Annotated in this window: 20 protein-coding genes and 1 riboswitch; of the genes, 3 read left to right on the top strand and 17 right to left on the bottom strand. The window is 65.7% G+C overall.

Annotated elements, in window-relative coordinates; genetic code table 11:
• The first annotated feature begins 113 nt into the window (after positions 1-113).
• Genes pth through ACSR1C_RS07380 form a run of 3 tightly spaced genes read left to right on the top strand, consistent with a single transcriptional unit; the run spans position 114 to position 2,211 of the window.
• The gene (gene pth, locus ACSR1C_RS07390; RefSeq protein ID WP_460258813.1) at positions 114-791 is read left to right on the top strand and encodes an aminoacyl-tRNA hydrolase; all 678 of its coding nucleotides are present in this window, start codon (positions 114-116) and stop codon (positions 789-791) included.
• Complete coding sequence (locus tag ACSR1C_RS07385) at positions 788-1,834, top strand: DUF2332 domain-containing protein (RefSeq protein ID WP_460258814.1); 1,047 nt, start codon at positions 788-790, stop codon at positions 1,832-1,834. Before pth ends, ACSR1C_RS07385 begins: the two co-directional genes overlap by 4 nt.
• A 2-nt stretch (positions 1,835-1,836) precedes the next feature.
• Entirely contained in the window at positions 1,837-2,211 is a 375-nt protein-coding gene (locus tag ACSR1C_RS07380; protein WP_460258951.1) for a DUF2237 family protein, read from the top strand.
• A 3-nt stretch (positions 2,212-2,214) separates the two neighbouring features.
• Here the strand turns inward: ACSR1C_RS07380 and ACSR1C_RS07375 are convergent, their stop codons facing one another.
• The 17 genes from ACSR1C_RS07375 to ACSR1C_RS07295 all read right to left on the bottom strand — a co-directional run bounded on the left by ACSR1C_RS07375 (position 2,215) and on the right by ACSR1C_RS07295 (position 17,487).
• Positions 2,215-2,715: a helix-turn-helix transcriptional regulator gene (locus ACSR1C_RS07375; RefSeq protein WP_460258815.1), complete on the bottom strand. Its 501-nt coding sequence runs from the start codon at positions 2,713-2,715 to the stop codon at positions 2,215-2,217.
• A 79-nt stretch (positions 2,716-2,794) separates the two neighbouring features.
• Entirely contained in the window at positions 2,795-3,262 is a 468-nt protein-coding gene (locus ACSR1C_RS07370; RefSeq protein ID WP_460258816.1) for a hypothetical protein, read from the bottom strand.
• A 98-nt stretch (positions 3,263-3,360) separates the two neighbouring features.
• A complete protein-coding gene (locus ACSR1C_RS07365; RefSeq protein ID WP_460258817.1) occupies positions 3,361-3,819 on the bottom strand; it encodes a hypothetical protein in 459 nt (152 codons plus the stop codon).
• 211 nt (positions 3,820-4,030) lie between these two features.
• Positions 4,031-5,269 carry a tryptophan synthase subunit beta gene (gene trpB, locus ACSR1C_RS07360; protein WP_460258818.1) on the bottom strand — a complete coding sequence of 413 codons (1,239 nt, stop codon included), beginning with the start codon at positions 5,267-5,269 and terminating at the stop codon, positions 4,031-4,033.
• A gap of 14 nt (positions 5,270-5,283) precedes the next feature.
• Positions 5,284-5,736, bottom strand: coding sequence for a GNAT family N-acetyltransferase (locus ACSR1C_RS07355; protein ID WP_460258819.1), 453 nt, complete (start codon positions 5,734-5,736; stop codon positions 5,284-5,286).
• Positions 5,733-6,380, bottom strand: a complete 648-nt coding sequence (locus ACSR1C_RS07350) for a phosphoribosylanthranilate isomerase (RefSeq protein ID WP_460258820.1) — start codon at positions 6,378-6,380, stop codon at positions 5,733-5,735. The genes ACSR1C_RS07355 and ACSR1C_RS07350 overlap by 4 nt, the downstream gene beginning before the upstream one ends.
• Before the next feature lie 11 nt (positions 6,381-6,391).
• A complete protein-coding gene (locus tag ACSR1C_RS07345) occupies positions 6,392-6,766 on the bottom strand; it encodes a lipopolysaccharide assembly protein LapA domain-containing protein (RefSeq protein ID WP_460258821.1) in 375 nt (124 codons plus the stop codon).
• Positions 6,767-6,778: 12 nt separating this feature from the next.
• Positions 6,779-7,060, bottom strand: coding sequence for an integration host factor subunit beta (gene ihfB, locus ACSR1C_RS07340; RefSeq protein WP_460258822.1), 282 nt, complete (start codon positions 7,058-7,060; stop codon positions 6,779-6,781).
• Between the two features lie 294 nt (positions 7,061-7,354).
• Positions 7,355-9,124, bottom strand: a complete 1,770-nt coding sequence (gene rpsA / locus ACSR1C_RS07335) for a 30S ribosomal protein S1 (protein ID WP_462573471.1) — start codon at positions 9,122-9,124, stop codon at positions 7,355-7,357.
• 160 nt (positions 9,125-9,284) lie between these two features.
• Positions 9,285-9,893 (bottom strand): (d)CMP kinase, encoded by a 609-nt coding sequence (locus ACSR1C_RS07330; RefSeq protein WP_460258824.1) that lies wholly within the window; start codon positions 9,891-9,893, stop codon positions 9,285-9,287.
• Positions 9,890-11,242 carry a 3-phosphoshikimate 1-carboxyvinyltransferase gene (gene aroA, locus ACSR1C_RS07325; protein WP_460258952.1) on the bottom strand — a complete coding sequence of 451 codons (1,353 nt, stop codon included), beginning with the start codon at positions 11,240-11,242 and terminating at the stop codon, positions 9,890-9,892. The genes ACSR1C_RS07330 and aroA overlap by 4 nt, the downstream gene beginning before the upstream one ends.
• A gap of 176 nt (positions 11,243-11,418) precedes the next feature.
• Positions 11,419-12,135, bottom strand: coding sequence for a tRNA (guanine(46)-N(7))-methyltransferase TrmB (gene trmB, locus ACSR1C_RS07320; RefSeq protein ID WP_460258825.1), 717 nt, complete (start codon positions 12,133-12,135; stop codon positions 11,419-11,421).
• Between the two features lie 121 nt (positions 12,136-12,256).
• Positions 12,257-13,423, bottom strand: coding sequence for a methionine adenosyltransferase (gene metK / locus ACSR1C_RS07315; protein WP_460258826.1), 1,167 nt, complete (start codon positions 13,421-13,423; stop codon positions 12,257-12,259).
• A gap of 6 nt (positions 13,424-13,429) precedes the next feature.
• A riboswitch (SAM-SAH riboswitch) is annotated at positions 13,430-13,479 on the bottom strand.
• A gap of 34 nt (positions 13,480-13,513) precedes the next feature.
• Positions 13,514-15,025, bottom strand: coding sequence for an apolipoprotein N-acyltransferase (gene lnt, locus ACSR1C_RS07310; protein ID WP_460258827.1), 1,512 nt, complete (start codon positions 15,023-15,025; stop codon positions 13,514-13,516).
• Positions 15,026-15,030: 5 nt separating this feature from the next.
• Complete coding sequence (locus ACSR1C_RS07305) at positions 15,031-15,942, bottom strand: transporter associated domain-containing protein (protein ID WP_460258828.1); 912 nt, start codon at positions 15,940-15,942, stop codon at positions 15,031-15,033.
• A gap of 38 nt (positions 15,943-15,980) precedes the next feature.
• On the bottom strand, positions 15,981-16,484 hold the full coding sequence (gene ybeY, locus ACSR1C_RS07300) for an rRNA maturation RNase YbeY (RefSeq protein WP_460258829.1): 504 nt from the start codon (positions 16,482-16,484) through the stop codon (positions 15,981-15,983).
• A complete protein-coding gene (locus ACSR1C_RS07295; protein WP_460258830.1) occupies positions 16,477-17,487 on the bottom strand; it encodes a PhoH family protein in 1,011 nt (336 codons plus the stop codon). Before ACSR1C_RS07295 ends, ybeY begins: the two co-directional genes overlap by 8 nt.
• Positions 17,488-17,533 lie beyond the last annotated feature (46 nt).

Below are 17,533 nucleotides of genomic sequence, written 5' to 3'. Positions count from 1 at the left end.
CCCTCTTTCTTGACGCTATTGAAAACGCGGGGCCCCGGGCCTCGCGTTTTTGTTTGCGGCAGGGGCGGGCGCGCCCTAGGTAGGGGCAAAGGCAAGCAACAGGGGGTGCAGCGATGCGGCTTTTCGTGGGTCTTGGCAATCCCGGCGCGAAATATGCGCGCAACCGGCACAATATCGGCTTTATGGCGCTGGACCGCATCGCCGGGGATCACGGCTTTGCCCCCTGGCGCGCCAAGTTTCAGGGTCAGGTGGCTGAGGGTCGGCTGGGGTCTGAAAAAGTGCTGCTGCTGAAGCCTGAAACCTTCATGAACCTGTCGGGCCAGTCGGTGGGCGAAGCGATGCGGTTCTACAAGCTGACCCCCGCAGACATCACCGTGTTCCATGACGAGTTGGATCTTGCACCGGGAAAATGCCGGGTCAAGCAGGGGGGCGGGCATGCAGGGCATAACGGGCTACGCTCGATCCATGGCCATATTGGCGACGCTTACGGGCGGGTGCGGCTGGGCATCGGCCATCCCGGTCACAAGGACCGGGTGGCGGGGTATGTGCTGAGCGATTTCGCCAAGGCGGATCAGGGCTGGCTGGACGATCTGCTGCGCGGGCTGTCCGACGGCGCCCCGGCCCTGGCCGAGGGCGACAGCGCGCGGTTCCTGAATGCAGTGGCCCTGCGCACGGCGCCGCCGCGATCGTCCAAATCCCCGGCACCCGCGGCGAAGCCCGAAACGCCGCCCGCGCCCGAGGAAGCGACCCCGCGCAGCGCGCTGCAAAAGCTTGCGGACCGGTTCCGGTGACGTTGCGCGCGGCCCTTTTGCATCAGGCCGACAGCTGCGCCGCACTCGGCTCGCCCTTCACCGCGCGGCTGCTGCGGCTGACAGCCGACCGACTGCGCCCGGGCATGCCCGTTGCCGACCGGATGCTGACCTGGCAGGGCGATCTTGGCCCCGGCGGCCAATCGGTGCCGTTGCGCTTTGCCGGGGCACTGCACGGGCTGGTGCTGTCGGGCGAGGCCCCCGACCTGGCCGCCGCCTATCCGCCGCACGATCCCACCGATGATGCGCTGTGGCAGGCGGTGAGCGGGGCGCTGACGGCGCAGGAAGACCGGCTGCAGCGCTGGCTGGACAGTGCGCCGCAAACCAACGAGGTGCGCCGCAGCGCGCCACTAATCGCCGCCGGGCATTGGCTGAGCGCGCGCTACGGCCTGCCGCTGATCGTGTCGGAAATCGGCGCCAGCGCCGGCCTGAACCTGATGTGGGATCGCTTCGCCCTGGCCCTGCCCGACGGGCGGCGCGGGCCGCGGGATGCGGCACTTGTGCTCGACCCTGACTGGCGCGGCGACCTGCCGCCGCTGGCCGCCCCCCGGATCGCAGACCGCCGCGGCGTCGATCTGAACCCGCTGGATCCCGCCAACCCAGCAGATGCCCTGCGCCTGCGCGCCTATATCTGGCCCGATCAGCCCGACCGGCTGGCCCGCACAGAGGCCGCCATCGCCGCGGCCCGCGCGCCGGTGGACCGGGCTGACGCGCTCGACTGGCTGGGGCCGCGTCTGGCCCGGCAATATCCCGGACACCTGCACCTGATCTATCACACCATCGCCTGGCAATACCTGCCCGCACAGGCGCAGGCCAAGGGCAACGCCATCATCGACGCCGCCGGCGCACGAGCCAGCGCCGAGGCCCCGCTGGCCCGTTTCGCGATGGAGGCAGACGGCATGACACCCGGCGCCGCCCTGACCCTGCAGCTGTGGCCCGAGGGTCAGGTGCTGTCGATGGGGCGCGTCGATTTCCATGGCCGCTGGGTCGACTGGCAAAGCGGCACGGCAGAAGGATCCGCATGATCATGCAGAAAGACCCCGCAACCAACGTCCTTGGCCTGACACTTGGCCCCTGCTCTACCCGTCCGCTGACCGGCTTTTTCCGCGACGGCCATTGCAACACCTGCGCCGAGGATCGGGGCAGCCACACGGTTTGCGCGGTAATGACGGCCGAGTTTCTGGCCTATTCGAAATATGTCGGAAATGACCTGTCCACTCCGCATCCCGAGTTCCATTTTCCCGGCCTGAAACCCGGCGATCGGTGGTGTCTGTGTGCGGGACGGTTCCTGCAGGCGCATGAAGAGGGGTGCGCGCCAAAGGTCCGCCTGTCGGCCACCCATGCCCGCGCGCTGGAGATCGTGCCGCTGAGCGTGCTGCAGGAAAACGCCGCCCCGGAATAACGCTCAGGCGCTGGCATTCAGCAGCGTGTCGTCCATCAGATCGTCGATGAACAGGCTCAGCAACTGGGGCCGGCCGCTGACGCCCGCCTTGCGGTAGATCGCGTTGGTCTGCGCCTTTACCGTGCCTTCCGAGGTCGCACGCAGCGCCGCGATTTCCTGCGTGGACAGGCCCTTTATGGCAAACAGCGCCACGTCTTTTTCGGCCGGGGTCAGGCCCCAGTCGTCGAACCGTTCCTGCATCAGTTCCATGAAGGCGCCCGATGCGGCGCGCAGTTTCTGTTGCACCTGCGCGTGCTGCTGCATGGTGCGGCGCAGCGCGAGCGCGCCAAGGATCAGCCCCAGGATCAGGCCCACGGCGGCGCCGATTTCCAGCAATTCGCGGGTTTGCCAGCTGATCGGCGCAGTGCGAACACCGATCACCGTCAAGACGATGTCGGACACGAAGAAGACCGCGCAAAATGCCTGAATCAGCAACACGGCTATCACAAAGGCCTTGCTTGTCACCGGCCGCCTGTCCCCGCCATGATGCTCCTCCTCGAACCCGCGTGCCGGAAATCAGCCCGGTCTTTGCGGCTGTTTCCCGTCAACGATCCCGACCGGATCCGTCTTCGCGGTCGTCGTCTTCGTCGTCATCTTCTTCGTCTTCGTCCGCGTCGTCATTCTGATCATCGCCGCCGCCGCCGTGATCGTCCCCCTCCTGATCATCGCCAGAGTCGTCATCGTCGCGATCACCGGCAGCGGAATTGCCGGCCCCGTCGCCGCCGTCGCCTTCCTTGTCGGGCGAAAACAGCCGGGGCGCATCGCCATCGGCCGCTTCCCAGAAATCGCGCAAAATCTCGCCCGTGCGCGGGTTGAAAATGATCTCGCGCTCGATCCCGTTGCCCGTGGCGGCCAGCCGGACACGCCCCAGCAGGGTGCGCGAGCGTTGAATGCGCGTGAACCCCTGGGCATGCAACTGCGACAGCAGCGCCTCTTCCAGGCTTTGCGCCCGGGCCGGGCTGCTCAGCGCCAGTGCCGCGATGGTACATGCAAGGAAGTCTCTGCGTTTCATTCTGCCTATCCGTTCCGCGCCAAACGGCGCCCGTGCCACAATCCGGGAACACGGGCGCCGAGGCAAGGGGCCGGCGGGCTTACAGCCCGCGGGCGCGATCAGTCGTCGTTGCTGTCATCGTCGTCGCCACCATCGTCATCGCTGCTGTCGTCATCGCTGCTGTCGTCGTCGTGATCATCGCCACTGTCGTGATCGTCGCCGTCGTCGCCGTGATCATCCCCATTGTCGTGACCGTCGCCGTCGTCACCATGATCGTCGTCTTTGCCGTGATCGTCGTCATAGCCGGCCTTGGCCGAACGATTGTCATTCTCATCGCCGCGCTCTTCGCGGACCATGTTGCCCTCGCGGTCATAGACGCGCTCGATCTCGCCGGCCTCGCCCTTGGCCTCGACGCGGATGCGGTTCCGGCTGCGCTTGACCTCCATATAGCTATACCCCTCGCGGGCCAACGCACCGGTGATCGTGTCGATCACCGCGTCGCCGGTGGATTGGGCCACAGCCGCCGTGGCCAACAGTGCCGCAGTGGCGGACACGAACGTGAATTTGCGAATGCTCATCGGTCTCTCCCGTGTATTTGTGGCGATGCGTGATGCGCCGCCCGATGAGCTGAAGAAAGCAGCTGCCCGCCCCGCCGCCCATTGCACGGGGGTTTAGCCGTACCGGGGTAAACAGATTACCGACGCGCCTAAACCAGGGTTTACGCGCATTCGCGCATGAAAAAGCCCCGCCGAACTTCGACGGGGCCCTTAAATTTCAATGTCTTGCGGGTCAGTCCCCGGTGTTCATGTCGAACCCGAGGTGTTTGGCGACGGTGAAGATGTCCTTGTCGCCGCGCCCGCACATATTCATCACGATGATATGGTCGGCGGGCAAATCGGGGGCGATCTTCATCACATGGGCCAGCGCGTGGCTGGGTTCGAGCGCCGGAATGATCCCTTCCTGCAAGCAGCACAGCTGGAACGCCTCCAGCGCCTCGGCATCGGTGATGGAAACATATTCGGCCCGGCCGGTATCGTGCAGCCAGGAATGCTCGGGCCCGATGCCGGGGTAATCCAGCCCGGCCGAAATCGAGAACCCTTCGAGGATCTGCCCGTCATCGTCCTGCAGCAGATAGGTGCGGTTGCCATGCAGTACGCCGGGGCGACCGCCGGTCAGCGATGCGCAATGCTCCATCTTGGCATTCACGCCCTTGCCGCCGGCCTCGACCCCGATGATGCGCACGTCCTTGTCATCCAGAAACGGAAAGAACAGCCCCATCGCGTTCGACCCGCCGCCGATGGCCGCGATCAGCGTATCGGGCAGGCGGCCCGCGCCTTCCTGCTCTTCCAGTTGCCAGCGCACTTCCTTGCCGATGATCGACTGGAAATCGCGCACCATCGCCGGATAGGGATGCGGCCCCGCCACCGTGCCGATGCAATAGAACGTATCGCGCACGTTGGTCACCCAATCGCGCAGCGCGTCGTTCATCGCATCCTTCAGGGTGCCGCGACCGGATGTCACCGGCACCACCTCGGCCCCCAGCAGACGCATCCGGAACACGTTGGGCGCCTGACGCTCCACATCATGCGCGCCCATATAGACCACGCATTTCAGCCCGAACTTGGCGCAAACCGTGGCCGTGGCCACCCCATGCTGGCCCGCGCCGGTTTCGGCGATGATCCGGGTCTTGCCCATGCGCATCGCCAGAATGATCTGGCCCAGCACGTTGTTGATCTTGTGCGCGCCGGTATGGTTCAATTCGTCGCGTTTCAGATAGATCTTGGCCCCGCCCAGATGCTTGGAAAGGCGGTCGGCATGGTAGAGCGGGCTGGGGCGGCCGACGTAGTTCTTCCACAGATCGTCCATCTGCGCCCAGAACGTGGGGTCGGTCTTGGCGCGCTCATACTCTTGCTCAAGGCTCAGGATCAGCGGCATCAGCGTTTCCGACACGAACCGCCCGCCAAAGGTGCCGAACCGGCCGTTTTCGTCCGGGCCGGTCATGAAGCTGTTGATAAGGTCTTCGGCCATGGTCCGTCTCCCGTTCAATCCAGTTCGCGTTTAAAGCCAATATGCGACGCGGTAAAGCCGAGCCGCTGGTAAAACGCCTGCGCGCGGTTGCGGCTTTTGTTGGTGGTCAGCTGAATCAGGCGGCAGCCGGCGGCGCGGGCACGGGCCTCGGCATCGGCCATCATCGCGGCCCCCAGCCCCTGCCCCCGCAGATCACCGGCCACCCGCACGCTTTCGACCTGTGCCCGACGCGCCGCTTTCAGCGACAGGCCCGAAATCAGGGTCAGCTGATAGGTGGCGACGATCCGGCCGCCCGCATCCTCGCCCACGATCAACAGGTTGCCGCCCTCGGCCTGCATCGTGTCGAAAGCAGCCAGATAGGGCGCAAGGCCCGCCCCTTCGCGCGCGGCACCCAGCGCGTCGTCAGCCAACAGCGCGACCACTGCGGCCACGTCATCGCGGCGGGCTTCGCGGAACCGCGGGCTCATGCCAGCGCCGCCTTGATAAAGGCCGTGATCAGCCCGGCATCCTTGACCCCCGGCGCGCGTTCCACGCCCGTGGACACATCGACCTGCCGCACCCCGGTCATCTGAATGGCCAGCGCCACGTTTTCAGGCGTCAGCCCCCCGGCCAGCATCCACGGCACCGGCCAGCGCCGCCCGGCGATCAGCCGCCAGTCGAAAGCCAGCCCATTGCCACCGGGCAGCGCGGCCCCCCTTGGCGGCTTGGCATCGACCAAAAGCTGATCGGCAACCCGGCCATAGTCGACCAGCGCCGGCAGATCGCCCGCATCGGCCACGCCCACGGCCTTCATCACCGGCAGGCCATAGCGCGCGCGCACCGCCTGCACCCGTTCGACACTTTCCGCACCGTGAAGCTGCAGCATGTCCAGCGGCACCGCCCCCACGATCCGGTCCAGCGTGGCGTCATCGGCATTGACCGTCAGCGCCACCTTGGCCACGCCCGGCGGCACGTCGACGGCAAGGGCCGCGCCCTGTTCGATGCTGACATTGCGCGGCGATTTCGGGAAAAATACGAATCCCACATAAGAGGCGCCCGCCGCCACCGCCGCGCGCACATGGGCAGCCTCGGACAGGCCGCAAATTTTCACTCTGATATCGCCGGGTGTCATGGCCGACAGGTTTACCCTGCCTTGCCGCCATCCTCAAGCAGCGCCAGCACATCGTCCTGATGTTCGGGGGCGGCCTTGCGCTTCAGCCGCTTCACTTCGCGTTCCAGATGCTTGGCATCGCGCTTGGCGCGGGTCGCCTCGGCCCGGTGGCGCGCCTCGCGCATCCATTCCCAGACGAAACCGATCAGCAGCCCGGCGACGATCCCGCCGAACACCACCAAAAACAGCGGCAGGCGAATTTCCCAGGTGATCCCGGCAAAATGCGCCAGCTCTTCGGGCAGCAGGCGCAGCAGAACCACGTCCCGGTTGGCCAGGGCCACCGTCACAAGGCACAAGCCCAGAAGGACCAGAAACAGATAACGCAGGTAGCGCAGATAACGCAGCATGGGACAGGTCCGTTACTTTTCGTTCAGCCGATCACGCAATAACTTACCCGTCTTAAAGAACGGAACGAACTTTTCTTCAACCTCGACGGATTCGCCGGTGCGCGGGTTCCGGCCGGTGCGGGCGTCACGCTTCTTGACCGAAAACGCGCCGAAGCCGCGCAGCTCGACCCGGTCGCCATTCGACATGGCGGCGATGATTTCTTCGAAGATGGTATTCACGATGCGCTCGACATCGCGCTGATAAAGATGCGGGTTTTCGTCTGCAATCTTTTGGATCAATTCCGACCGGATCATGGAATTCAGTCCCCCCGTCTGGCGCGTTTCCTGCACGCTTGTCTTCGCTGCAAGCTATCTGACTATATGCAGATTTTTCGATCTAAGAAACAGAAACCATTGGAAAAACAGAAGAAACACAGGCCAACGGCGCGATCTGCAGCACAAAGCGCCGACCTTCTGCGGCGCGGCACGGCGAAAGTCGCGCCTTGGCCGGACCGCGCCTGCGCGCCGTGCGGCTTGATTCGCCCCCGGCACATGAAAACGGCCCCGCACCAGGCGGGGCCGTTCATTAGCCGATACCGACGGGTCGGATCAGTCGTCGCCGCCCTTCAGCGCGGCGCCCAGGATATCACCCAGCGACGCACCGGAGGCGGACGAGCCGTACTGCTCCACCGCTTCTTTTTCTTCCGCGATCTCGCGGGCCTTGATCGACAGGCCCAGACGGCGGGTACGGCTGTCCACGTTGGTCACGCGCACATCGACCTTGTCGCCAACCTGGAAACGCTCGGGGCGCTGCTCGGCCCGGTCGCGCGACAGATCGGAACGGCGGATGAAGGATTTCATGCCTTCGTATTCCACCTCGACGCCGCCATCCTCGATCGCGGTCACCTCGACGGTGATGATCGAGCCGCGCTTGACGCCGTCAACCGCATCGACGAACGGATCGCCGCCCAGCTGTTTGACCGACAGGCTGATGCGTTCCTTGTCCACATCCACCTCGGTGACGACGGCCTTGACGATGTCGCCCTTGCGGTAGTTCTGGATGGCTTCTTCGCCGCGCTGATCCCAGCTCAGATCCGACAGGTGCACCATGCCGTCGATGTCGTTGTCCAGGCCGATGAACAGACCGAATTCGGTGATGTTCTTGACCTCGCCCTCGACCTCGGTCCCGACCGGATGGGTTTCGGCGAACACGTCCCACGGGTTGCGCATGGTCTGTTTCAGACCAAGGCTGACGCGGCGCTTGGCGGGGTCGATTTCCAGCACCATGACTTCCACTTCCTGCGAGGTGGAGACGATCTTGCCGGGATGCACGTTCTTCTTGGTCCAGGACATTTCCGAGACGTGAACCAGACCTTCGACGCCGGGCTCCAGCTCGACGAACGCACCATAGTCGGTGATGTTCGTGACGCGGCCGGTATGCACCGTTTCCAGCGGGTACTTGGCTTCCACCGAATCCCACGGATCGGCCTGAAGCTGCTTCATGCCCAGGCTGATGCGGTGGGTTTCCTTGTTGATCTTGATGACCTGAACCTTGACGGTCTCGCCGATCGACAGGATTTCGGACGGGTGGTTCACACGGCGCCACGCCATGTCGGTGACATGCAGCAGGCCGTCGACACCGCCCAGATCCACGAAGGCACCATATTCGGTGATGTTCTTGACGACACCGTCCACGGCCTGACCCTCGGTCAGGTTGCCGATGACCTCGGCGCGCTGTTCGGCACGCGATTCTTCCAGAATGGCGCGGCGCGACACAACGATGTTACCACGGCGGCGATCCATTTTCAGAACCTGGAACGGCTGCTTCAGCCCCATCAGCGGGCCGGCGTCGCGCACCGGGCGCACGTCAACCTGCGAACCGGGCAGGAACGCAACAGCGCCCCCCAGATCGACGGTAAAGCCACCTTTGACGCGGCCAAAGATTGCGCCCTCGACGCGCTCTTCTTTCTCGTAGGCTTTTTCCAGACGGTCCCAGGCTTCTTCGCGGCGGGCCTTGTCGCGGCTGATGACAGCTTCGCCACGGGCGTTCTCGACACGGTCAAGGAACACCTCGACCTCGTCGCCGACTGCGATTTCAGGGGCTTCGCCGGGATTTGCGAATTCTTTCAGATCAACGCGGCCTTCCATCTTGTAGCCGACGTCGATGATGGCCTGACCTGCTTCAATAGCGATCACACGGCCTTTAACAACAGAACCCTCGGAGGGCGTGTCAATCTCGAAGCTTTCTTGCAGGAGGGCTTCGAATTCCTCCATCGATACGTTTTGAGCCATCTGGTCTCGGTTTCCTTTACAATGTTTTTCTGGCCGCGCGGTTGTCTCCGCCGGTCTTGGGGTTGGTCCTGACGTACCACAAAACAAAAAGGGCCGGAGGTTCGTTCCGACCCTGCTCGTCTTTTGTTCTATGGCGTTGATCGCCTTGTCGACGCGCGGGATATAATGCGATTTCGCCTTTCGCGCAAGGGGCTGCTGTGCATCGCCGGACTGCGGGCGGGCGTAGAAGGCCCCGCTGGCGGCCCGATCAGCCGCGCCGCTGCGCGACCACCGCAATCGCCCGTGCCACCGCTTCTTCGATCGTCATCTCCGACGTATCCAGCACCACCGCGTCCCTGGCCGCCACCAGCGGCGCCGCGGCACGCGCGCTGTCGCGGGCGTCGCGTTCGCGCAGATCGGCCAGCACACCCGCGCGCGTGACGTCATCCCCCTTGCCCGCCAGTTCCAGATAGCGCCGCTCGGCCCGCACCGCGTCGGATGCGGTGACATACAGCTTCACCTCGGCCTCGGGGCAGATCACCGTGCCGATATCGCGCCCATCCAGAACGGCCCCGCCCGCACGCGCCGCAAAGGCACGCTGAAAATCGACCAGTGCCGCGCGCACCTGCGGGATCGCGGCCACCTTGCTGGCCGCCTGCGCCACCTCGGCGCCACGCAAATCATCGCGCGCCAGCTCGGCGGCAACCAGCGCGCGTGCCGCCGCAACCGGATCCAGCCCGTCCAGCATCCGCGCCCCCACCGCCCGGTACAAAAGCCCGGTATCCAGATGGGCAAAGCCGAAATGCGCGGCGACCGCCTTGGAAATCGTCCCCTTCCCCGATGCGGCGGGACCATCAATCGCGATGGTGAAGCTCAATGATTCGCCCGCCCCAGATGCGCACCCAGCCCTTCCATCAGCGGCTCGAACACCGGGAAAGACGTGGAAATCGGCGCCGCGTCATCAATGCTGACCGACTGCTGCGCCGCCATCCCGGCAATCAGGAACGACATCGCGATCCGGTGGTCCAGATGGGTGGCGCAAACCGCCCCGCCCGGCATCCCGCCCGGCCCCATGCCCTGCACGATCAGCGTGTCCTCATCCTCTTCGACAGTCACGCCGCAGGCCGCCAGCCCCCGCGCCATCGCGTCGATCCGGTCGCTTTCCTTCACCCGCAGTTCTTTCACACCCTTCATCACGGTCCGCCCCGTGGCAAAGGCCGCAACCACCGACAGGATCGGGTATTCGTCGATCATCGATGGCGCCCGTTCCGGCGGCACGTCGATCCCGCGCATCGCGGTGGAATAGCGCGCGCGCAGATCGGCCACTGGCTCGCCGCCCTCCTCGCGCATATTCTCGAATGTCAGATCGGCCCCCATCTCCTGCAAGGTGGTGAACAGCCCGGCACGGGTCGGGTTCAGCCCGATCCCAGGCACCAGCACGTCCGACCCCTCGACGATCAGCGCCGCACACACCGGAAACGCGGCCGAACTCGGGTCGCGCGGCACGGTGATGTTCTGCGGCCGCAACTCGGGCTGGCCGGTCAGGGTGATCACCCGACCCTCGGCGCTCTGCTCCACCGAAACCTGCGCGCCAAAGCCCACCAGCATCCGCTCGGTATGATCGCGCGTGGCCTCTTTCTCGATCACCACGGTCTGGCCCGGCGCATTCAGCCCCGCCAGCAGAACCGCCGATTTCACCTGCGCCGAGGGAACCGGCACCGCATAGCGCACCGGCACCGGATCCGCCGCACCGACAACGGTCATCGGCAACCGCCCGCCCGCACGCCCGTAAGATGCCGTGCCGAACAGCGCCAGCGGATCGGTCACCCGCCCCATCGGCCGCCCGCGCAGACTGGCATCGCCGGTAAATGTCGCACTGATCGGCGAGGTTGCCATCGCCCCCATGATCAGCCGCACCCCAGTGCCCGAATTGCCGCAATCGATCACATCCCCGGGCTCGGCAAAGCCACCCACGCCGACGCCCGATACAGCCCATTCGCCATGGCCCAGATGCGTCACCTCGGCACCAAAGGCGCGCATCGCCCGGGCGGTGTCCAGTACATCCTGCCCCTCCAGCAACCCGCTGATCCGGGTCTCGCCCACCGCCAGCGCGCCCAGGATCAACGCGCGATGCGAAATCGACTTGTCGCCCGGCACCTCGGCCACACCTTTCAGCGGGCCCAGTTTGCGGGCGGTCATCGGGATCGGGTCACCATGGCCGGACATTTGCATTCGCCTCATTCGTTGCTCGCCTGCCTGATACCCCAGCCCACCCCAAGCGTCCATGCGCGATGCACCGGGGGTCTTCTTCTCGGCGCAAATACTCCCGCCGGAGGCACCCTGAGGCCCCATAGGGGCCGAGGCAAAAACAATGGCCCGGCACGGGCCGCACTGCGGTCCGCTCAGGCCCGGCGGAAGGTCAGATAATGCGGAACCCGCCCCGCGCGCAGCGCCTTTTGCTCATAACGGGTCGGGATCCAGTCCTCCCAGGGCGCGCGCCAATCCTCCGGGCCCTCGGCCAGCCATTCGAACCCATGGCGCGGCACCTGCTCCAGCGTTTGACGCACGTAATCGGGAATATCGGTCGCCACCCGAAAGATCGCGCCGGGCTTCAGCACCCGCGCCAGCGGCGCCAGATGATCGGGCGTCACGAAACGGCGGCGGTGGTGGCGCTTTTTCGGCCAGGGGTCCGGGTAAAGCAGAAACGCCCGCGCGATCGAGGCCTCGGGCAGCACATCGAACAGATCGCGCACATCGCCCGGATGCACGGACACATTGCGCACCCCCGCCGCGCGGATCTTGCCCAGCAGCATCGCCACCCCGTTGATGAAGGGTTCGCAGCCGATGATTCCCACATCGGGGTTCGCGGCGGCCTGATGCACCATATGCTCGCCGCCACCGAACCCCACCTCCAGCCAGACATCGCGGTCGTCGCCAAACAGCGCGGCCGGGTCGATCGGGGTCCGCGCGGGGTTTTCGTCCCAGCTGACACCGGCGGGCATCAGCCCGGCCAGATCTTCGTCCAGATAGTCCATCTGGCTGTCGCGCAGGGTCTTGCCCTTGAACCGGCCATAGAAATTGCGCCACGGGGCGCCGGAAGGATGGGTCTTTTCGGTCATGGTTTCAGGGCCCCAGGGCTGCCGGTGAACAAAGCGGCGCCCTTGTCGCGGCCCCCGCGCGGCGGGTCAAGCCCCGGCGGCGGCCGGAGATATCGGTTTTCACCATTGCCCCGCCTTCCCTTCAGACCGCTTTCTTCAGCGCCCCGACCAGATCGGTCCTCTCCCAGCTGAACCCGCCATCGGCGTCCGGTGCGCGGCCGAAATGGCCATAGGCAGCGGTGCGCTGATAGATCGGCCGGTTCAGCGACAGATGCTCGCGGATGCCGCGCGGGGTCAGGTCCATGACCTGGGCCACGGCCTTTTCGATCTCGGTCTCGTGCACTTCGCCGGTGCCGTGGGTATCGGCATAGATCGACAGCGGCCTGGCCACGCCAATCGCATAGGACAGCTGAATCGTACAGCGTTTCGCCAGCCCCGCCGCCACCACGTTTTTAGCCAGATAGCGCGCGGCATAAGCGGCCGAGCGGTCCACCTTGGTCGGATCCTTGCCCGAAAACGCGCCGCCGCCATGCGGGGCCGCGCCGCCATAGGTATCGACGATGATCTTGCGCCCGGTCAGGCCCGCGTCGCCATCGGGGCCGCCGATCACGAATTTTCCGGTCGGGTTCACCCACCATTCGGTCTGCGGCGTGATCCAGCCCTCGGGCAGCACCTCGCGGATATAGGGCGTGACGATCTCGCGCACCTGATCCTGGGTCAGATCCTCTGACCTGTGCTGCGTCGACAGCACGATCGAGGCCACGCCGACCGGGCGGCCGTTTTCATAGCGCACGGTCAGCTGCGATTTGGCGTCGGGTTCCAGCTCGGGCTCGGCGCCGGATTTGCGCACCTCGGCCAGGCGGCGCAGGATCGCGTGGGCATAGTGGATCGGCGCCGGCATCAGCTGTTCGGTCTCGTCCACGGCATAGCCGAACATGATGCCCTGATCGCCCGCGCCTTCGTCCTTGTCGCCCGAGGCATCGACGCCCTGGGCGATATGGGCGGATTGCTCGTGGATATAATTCTCGATGATCAGGTTCTTCCAGTGGAAGCCATTCTGCGCATAGCCGATATCGCGCACGCAATCGCGGGTGATCTGTTCCACCCGGTCCAGCACCGAATGCGGGCCGCGCACCTCGCCGCCGATCACGACGCGGTTGGTGGTGGCGAAGGTTTCACAGGCAACGCGCGAATACGGATCCTCGGTCAGGAATGCGTCAAGAACCGCGTCCGAGATACGGTCGCAGACCTTATCGGGGTGCCCCTCCGACACGGATTCGGAGGTGAAGATATAGTTCAGCCGGGTCATGGGAAGTGCTCCAATATATGTATCCCTGCCACGCCAGGAAGCCGTTGTGGCAGTTCGATCCGCCCCGGATACGCCCCCCGCCCGGAGGGGTCAATCGGATTCTGCGGCGCGGCGGCGTGCCAACCCGGCCAGGGCCAGGACGATCAGCACCAGCGCCGGCCAGTCGCCCAGCCGCGCATAGGGCGTGGGCGGCAGCGCGGGCGGCAACGGCACGGTCAACTGCCCGGCCGTGTTCAGCGGCAACTGCCCCAGCACCCGGCCCATCGGTCCGATCGCCGCCGACACGCCGGTATTGGCCGCGCGCAGCACCGGCAGCCCCTGCTCGACCGCGCGCAGACGGGCCTGGGCCAGATGTTGATAGGGGCCCGAAAACGTGCCGAACCAGGCATCGTTGGTGATCTGCAACACCCAGTCGGCCCGGCGCGGGGCCGCGCGCAGATCCTGGGGAAAGATCGCCTCGTAGCAGATCAGCGGCAGAACGTCGCCCAGCGCGCCCAGGTCCCAGACCCGCGCGCCGGGCCCGCTGGCATAGCCAAAGCTGTCGCCGGCGGCCAGGCCGAACACCCCGATCCGGGCAAACAGCGCGGCCAGCGGCATGTATTCGCCGAACGGCACCAGATGGTGCTTGTCGTAAAGCTGGCTGACCTGCCCCAGCGCGTCGATCGCGATCGCGGAATTATAGACCCCGCCCGCATCGCGCCGCTGAATGCCCAGCACCACAGGCACCCCGCCCGCGGCACCGGCGATCTGCGCCAGTACCGGGCCGGCACTGTGCAGGGTATAGGGTATGGCGGTTTCGGGCCAGACGATCAGATCGGGCATCGGATCGGACGGGGTGGCGGTCAGCCCAAGCTGACGGCGCAGGAAAACCCGCATCATGTCGTCGCGCCATTTCAGGCTTTGCGCCGCGTTGGGCTGGATCAGCCGGATCACCGGCGCATCGGCGGCCGGGATCACCGGCTGCGCCAGCCGCAACGCGCCAAAGGCAAAAACCCCCGCCACCAGCGCCACCGCCGCCGCCAGCCCGCGCAGACCAAAGCCCAGCGGCAGCAGTACCGCCAGCAGTGCCAGCACCGTCAGCCCGTGCGCGCCCGTGACCGCGGCCAGTTGCAGCGCCGGGCTGTCGATCCACATATGGCCGATCAGCGCCCAGGGGAACCCGGTCAGGACATAGGATCGCGCCAGTTCCGCCGCAGTCAGTGTGGCGACCAGCGCCAGCGCCCGGCCCGGCCGCCCGGCCCGCAGCCAGGCCGCCGCATAGCCCGCAGCCCCCCAGAACAGCGCCAGCCCGAACCCCATCAGCGCCAGCGCGAATGGCGCCATCCAACCGTCGCGCGCCACATCGACCAGAAAGGGCTGCACGATCCAGATCAGCGCCGCGCCGAAATAGCCCGCCCCGCCCAGCCAGGCCAGACGTGTCGCGCCCCACGGGCTGCGCGCCGGCAGGATCAACGCAAAAAGCCCGGCAAAGCCCAGCAGCGCCACCGGCCAAAGCCCGAACGGCGCCTGCCCGGCCGACGCGACACCCCCGAACCCAAATGCGGCCAGCAACGCGGGGCCGCGCGCCGCGCCGTCAGACACAAAGGCCGGCCAGCCGCGCATCGGGCTCAGCCGTCCTGCATTTCGGCCTCGGGCAGACGCACGCGCAGCCGCTTGATGCGGCGCGGGTCGGCATCGACCACTTCGAACTCGGCGCCGCTGTCATGCGGGATGACCTCGCCCCGGGTCGGCACCCGGCCGGTCATCATGAAGACCAGACCGCCCAGCGTGTCGATCTCTTCCTCGTCCTCTTCGTCCACCAGACGCAGACCGATCTCGGCCTCGAACTCGTCCAGCGGGGTGCGGGCCTGCGCCAGATAGCAGCCAGGCTTTTCCATCAGCCAGAACAGGCCCTCGGCCACATCGTGTTCATCCTCGATTTCACCGATCACCTGTTCGATCAGATCCTCGATCGTCAACAGACCGTCCACGCCGCCGTATTCGTCGATCACCAGCGCCATATGCATCCGGTCGGTCTGCATCTTCTGCAACAGCACCCCGATCGGCATCGACGGCGGCGCGAACAACAGCGGCCGCAGCAGCGGCTTGAGCGAAAACGCCGCCGCCTTGCCGTTGAACCCGTATTCCAGCGCGAAATCCTTGAGGTGGACCAGCCCCACCGGCGTGTCCAGCGTCCCGTCGAAGACCGGCAGCCGGGTCATACCGCTTTCGCGGAACACCTGGACCAGCTCATCCTTGGAAATATCCAGCGGGACGGCCACGATCTCGACCTTGGGCAGGGCCACATCCTCGACCCGCATCCGGTGCAGGTTCAGCGTGCCCAGCGGCATCGACATCGGGGCCGCGTTCAGCGACGCGGCACCGGCGGATGGCCCGGAGTTTTCATCAGGCGTGGTCGGGGCGCGGAAAGCCCCGGTGAGAGCCCCGGTGAGACGGGCCCAAAGGCCGCGTTTTGTGTTTGCTTCACTATCTGGCGCGCCTTGCGCTGCGATAGAGGACCCGTCGGTCGCGTCGCCCATCATTCCTTACCATTTATTCCGGGCGCGCGGGCCCGTGGTCACCCATATGGGTCAGCAAGACCCAGTGATGCAAGTATTTCCACCTCCTGCCCCTCCATCAGGGCCGCATCTTGCGGGCGGATGTGGTCGAATCCCAACAGATGCAGGCAGCCATGCACCAGAAGGTGGGTCACATGGTCGCGGAACGGCTTGTCCTGTTCATCCGCCTCGCGCATGCAGGTCTCATAGGCGATGGCGATATCGCCCAACTCGGCCGGCATTCCGACCAGCCCAGGTTCGGGCGCCGCCGGGCGGGCGCCGTCATCGGACGCGGCCAGGTCGGCGGCGGGCCAGGACAACACGTTGGTGGGCGCGGGCTTGCCCCGGAAATCGGCGTTCAGAACGGCGATGCGGGCATCGTCGCACCCCAGCAGGCTGATTTCGAAATCGCCCGTCAGCCCCAGATGCGCCAGCGTTGCGCCGCAGGCGACATCGGCCAGTTCTGCCAGCCCGGCCGCATCCCAGCGATCATCCTCGATCAGCGTCTCGACAAGGTCAGACATCGGCCTTGTCGTAAGCCTCGATGATTTTGGCGACCAGCGGATGGCGCACCACGTCCTTGGCCGTGAAATAGTTGAACGAAATCTTTTCGATCCCACTCAGCAGCCGCTCGGCATCGGCCAGACCGGACGCCACCCCGCGCGGCAGGTCGACCTGGGTGCGGTCCCCGGTGATCACCATGCGCGAACCTTCGCCCAGACGGGTCAGGAACATCTTCATCTGCATCGTGGTGGCGTTCTGCGCCTCGTCCAGCACCACAAAGGCATTGGCCAGCGTGCGCCCGCGCATGAAGGCCAGCGGCGCGATCTCGATCCGCTTTTCCTCGATCAGCTTGGCGACCTGCTTGCCGGGCAGAAAATCGTTCAGCGCATCGTAAAGTGGCTGCATGTAGGGGTCGACTTTTTCCTTCATGTCGCCGGGCAGAAAGCCCAGCCGCTCGCCCGCCTCGACCGCCGGGCGCGACAGGATGATGCGATCGACATGGCCGCCGATGAACATGTTCACCGCCGCCGCCACCGCCAGATAGGTCTTGCCGGTGCCCGCCGGGCCGATCCCAAAGGCCAGTTCGTTCGCGAAGAGCGAGCGCACATAGGTTTTCTGTGCCTCGGTGCGCGGCTCGACCAGTTTCTTGCGGGTCTTGATCTCGACATGCTCGCCGTGGAACATTTCCAGTTGGTCGCCGTCGCGCGTGCCGGTGCCCTCGGCGGAATCGCCCAGACGAATGATGCCGTCTATATCGCCCGCATCCACCGTCTTGCCTGCTTCCAGCCGCTCGTAAAGCTGTTGCAGCACCGTGGCGGCCTGACCGCGCGCATCGCCGTCGCCGACGATGGCCAACAGATTGCCGCGCCGCAGGATATTCACCCCCAGCTTATGCTCGATCTGTGCAAGGTTGCGGTCGAACTCGCCGCAAAGATCGATGAGAAGACGATTGTCGGGAAACTCCAGAAGCGTCTCGTGGACGTCTTCGGCATTTGGCGGGGGGGTCAGAGCGCTGATGCCCAATAATGACTCCGTTGGTTAAAGCCTGTGCAGATATGGTGGCAAGCAT

Source organism: Actibacterium sp. D185-2, assembly GCF_054954595.1.
Note: the sequence above shows the minus strand (reverse complement) of the source record. Positions and strands in the feature narration are given on the sequence as shown.

Bases quoted from the DNA above. Each gene is read 5' to 3' on its own strand.
- pth (WP_460258813.1), top strand. From the start codon at position 114: ATGCGGCTTTTCGTGGGTCTTGGCAATCCCGGCGCGAAATATGCGCGC.
- ACSR1C_RS07380 (WP_460258951.1), top strand. From the start codon at position 1,837: ATGCAGAAAGACCCCGCAACCAACGTCCTTGGCCTGACACTTGGCCCC.
- ACSR1C_RS07370 (WP_460258816.1), bottom strand. From the start codon at position 3,262: ATGAAACGCAGAGACTTCCTTGCATGTACCATCGCGGCACTGGCGCTG.
- ACSR1C_RS07365 (WP_460258817.1), bottom strand. From the start codon at position 3,819: ATGAGCATTCGCAAATTCACGTTCGTGTCCGCCACTGCGGCACTGTTG.
- trpB (WP_460258818.1), bottom strand. From the start codon at position 5,269: ATGGCCGAAGACCTTATCAACAGCTTCATGACCGGCCCGGACGAAAAC.
- ACSR1C_RS07355 (WP_460258819.1), bottom strand. From the start codon at position 5,736: ATGAGCCCGCGGTTCCGCGAAGCCCGCCGCGATGACGTGGCCGCAGTG.
- ACSR1C_RS07350 (WP_460258820.1), bottom strand. From the start codon at position 6,380: ATGACACCCGGCGATATCAGAGTGAAAATTTGCGGCCTGTCCGAGGCT.
- ACSR1C_RS07345 (WP_460258821.1), bottom strand. From the start codon at position 6,766: ATGCTGCGTTATCTGCGCTACCTGCGTTATCTGTTTCTGGTCCTTCTG.
- ihfB (WP_460258822.1), bottom strand. From the start codon at position 7,060: ATGATCCGGTCGGAATTGATCCAAAAGATTGCAGACGAAAACCCGCAT.
- aroA (WP_460258952.1), bottom strand. From the start codon at position 11,242: ATGTCCGGCCATGGTGACCCGATCCCGATGACCGCCCGCAAACTGGGC.
- trmB (WP_460258825.1), bottom strand. From the start codon at position 12,135: ATGACCGAAAAGACCCATCCTTCCGGCGCCCCGTGGCGCAATTTCTAT.
- metK (WP_460258826.1), bottom strand. From the start codon at position 13,423: ATGACCCGGCTGAACTATATCTTCACCTCCGAATCCGTGTCGGAGGGG.
- lnt (WP_460258827.1), bottom strand. From the start codon at position 15,025: ATGCGCGGCTGGCCGGCCTTTGTGTCTGACGGCGCGGCGCGCGGCCCC.
- ACSR1C_RS07305 (WP_460258828.1), bottom strand. From the start codon at position 15,942: ATGGGCGACGCGACCGACGGGTCCTCTATCGCAGCGCAAGGCGCGCCA.
- ybeY (WP_460258829.1), bottom strand. From the start codon at position 16,484: ATGTCTGACCTTGTCGAGACGCTGATCGAGGATGATCGCTGGGATGCG.